General features: G+C 40.7%; 1 protein-coding gene and 2 pseudogenes. All 3 read left to right on the top strand.

The features are described 5' to 3' along the window. Nucleotides 1-758 (top strand): annotated as a pseudogene (locus B3B27_RS03715) (beta-galactosidase trimerization domain-containing protein); the annotation flags it as partial. 457 nt (nucleotides 759-1,215) lie between these two features. Continuing rightward, a complete protein-coding gene (locus B3B27_RS03710) occupies nucleotides 1,216-1,341 on the top strand; it encodes a hypothetical protein (RefSeq protein WP_256448716.1) in 126 nt (41 codons plus the stop codon). A gap of 140 nt (nucleotides 1,342-1,481) precedes the next feature. After that, nucleotides 1,482-2,273, top strand: a pseudogene (locus tag B3B27_RS03705) (glycoside hydrolase family 92 protein); the annotation flags it as partial.

The raw sequence follows: 2,273 nt of genomic DNA, 5'->3' as shown, positions 1-2,273 counted from the left end.
AATTAAGTTTGCAAGTCCACTTGCAACCTTCATTCGAAGAACTGGGCGAATTCGATTTCAACAAATCCTCCTATAAAGGACATACAGTGGTGCTTTCGAACCAAATTGCCATACCTGTAAACTATTACGATAAACTTCGCCATTTTGTAAGCAACGAAGGTCAGTTAATTATTGATGGGCTTACGGGGTATTACGATGAAAACGCCATTTGCGTGATGATGAATAACTTCCCTTTAAAAGATCTGTTTGGGGGGAGCGTCTCTGAATTTAAATTCACTGATAACCTGTTCCATTTACAAGTAGGCCGGGAAAAACTGACTTCCCATGCATTAAAGGGATATATAATTCCAGAAACCGGTAAACCAAACGGATTGGAAAAAGATAAAATAACGAGCCTCGTAAATCATTATGGACAAGGACAAGTAGTGTGGATTCCCTCGTTAGTGGGTCTGGGTACGCGAATTAAAGATGATTTTGGACCATTTATCATGTTTCTTGAGAAACACGTGAATATAGATACCGAAATTCATTTCATCCCCTTTCAGCATGAAATGTTAATGAAAACATTAAAAAAAGGCAATCAATATATCAGTATAATAATAAATAAATCAGAATCAAAGAGAGATATTGAAATATTCACACCCTTCGATCTTAAAGACCCTGTTATCCTATTTTCTAACGGTACTGCATCTATGACAGACAACACACTAAGCATAGAATCAGAAGAAACTGTTGTTATTAGTTGGAGTTCAGAGTGAATCCGCGTGCTACCAAAGAAACCGCTCAGACAGTTGCCTGCAAGAAGTGGTTTGTATCTCTCATGGTAAGCAGATCTGCCCTGTCAGGGTAATCTTGTATTCAGACATGCCTGAAAGATTTTTCAACTCTTATTTCACATCGATCTGTGTTTATCTTTTAACAGATCTTGAAGCTGAGTCCCCTAACAATTTCTTCTACGGCCTGTAGTCAACGTTACAGTTAATAATAATCAGTTGGCTGTCATCTAGAATAATCCCCGTTTGGATGAAGAGACGTGATAGCAGACGATTCCTGTCATTTTATCGAAAAATAATCTCACTTTACTTTTCATCCTGATAAAAAATGTACCTACACGTCCCTGACCGATATTCTCAGTGAGATATCAGCCCTTTTCCTTCTCCTTACATTCATATAAAAGGCAACTCATTGCATTTCGGCAATATAAAGTCGGATGAAATGCCGGCATTACATACACCCATCACTGGTGATGTCGGATGTTACATCAGGACCGGCAAACATGATGTGACGGAGTACGACTGGGAACGCCACCTGGATTCTGCCGACAAATGTTTCAAAAACTAATTTGTTTTGCTTATTTTCGCTGGTGAATCCATTTTTGGCAGATATGAAAGGGAGCTCATTCTTTATCTAATATTGGAAACATGAGGTTTTCCAGACTGTCAAATTAAACAAAATTGAATTTTGAAATTTCAGCAAAAAAAATGAAATTAATTTATCCGATTACTTTTTTGTCGATCGTTTTATTCGGTTGCACAGGTACAGCAGAGAAAAAACTCACTGACTATGTAAACCCTTTCTTAGGTACAGCCACCCTATGGGAACCCGAAGATCTGGGATATGTACGTACCTGGAAAAATCGCACCTGGGGAGCCGAGGTCTTTCCAGGCGCTTCACTACCCAATGCAATGGTGCAGCTAAGCCCGGTAACACAGTTCAGAAGCGGTGCCGGTTATCAGTACGAAGACACGGTAATCTACGGATTTGCCCACACCAACAAAGGTCACTGGAACCTGTTGCATATTCCCCTGCTACCAGTCACGGGAGAGGTCACGCCTGGAAATTATGCTTCCGCTTTCAGTCATGATAACGAATCGGCTCATCCGGGATACTACCGGGTATTTCTCGAAACATACGGTATCGACGCGGAACTGACCTCCACACTGCGTTGCGGGTTTCATCAATATACTTATCCAAAGGGAGCAAAAAAGAAGTTGATTGCCGATATGGCACGTTCCAACAACCGGGTGAAGGATTGGAAGATTGAGAAGGTGGGCAAGTACGTCTTTTCCGGTTTCCAGGATGCTGAAGGGAAAATGTATTTCTACGCGATCTCCAATTATCCCATAGAGGATATTCGAACTCTGAAAGACAAACGGCATGAGGTCTCGTTGGTGGAGTTTGAAGAGAATGAAAACTTTGTTGTGTCGGGTGGAAATAATAAGAACAAAGGGAGAGGAAAAGATAAACCGCTGGAACTAAAAATAGGATTTTCC

It is taken from the genome of Proteiniphilum sp. UBA5463 (genome assembly GCF_002427225.1).
Taxonomy (GTDB): domain Bacteria; phylum Bacteroidota; class Bacteroidia; order Bacteroidales; family Dysgonomonadaceae; genus Proteiniphilum; species Proteiniphilum propionicum.
This window is presented reverse-complemented; position numbering and strand designations above follow the sequence as displayed.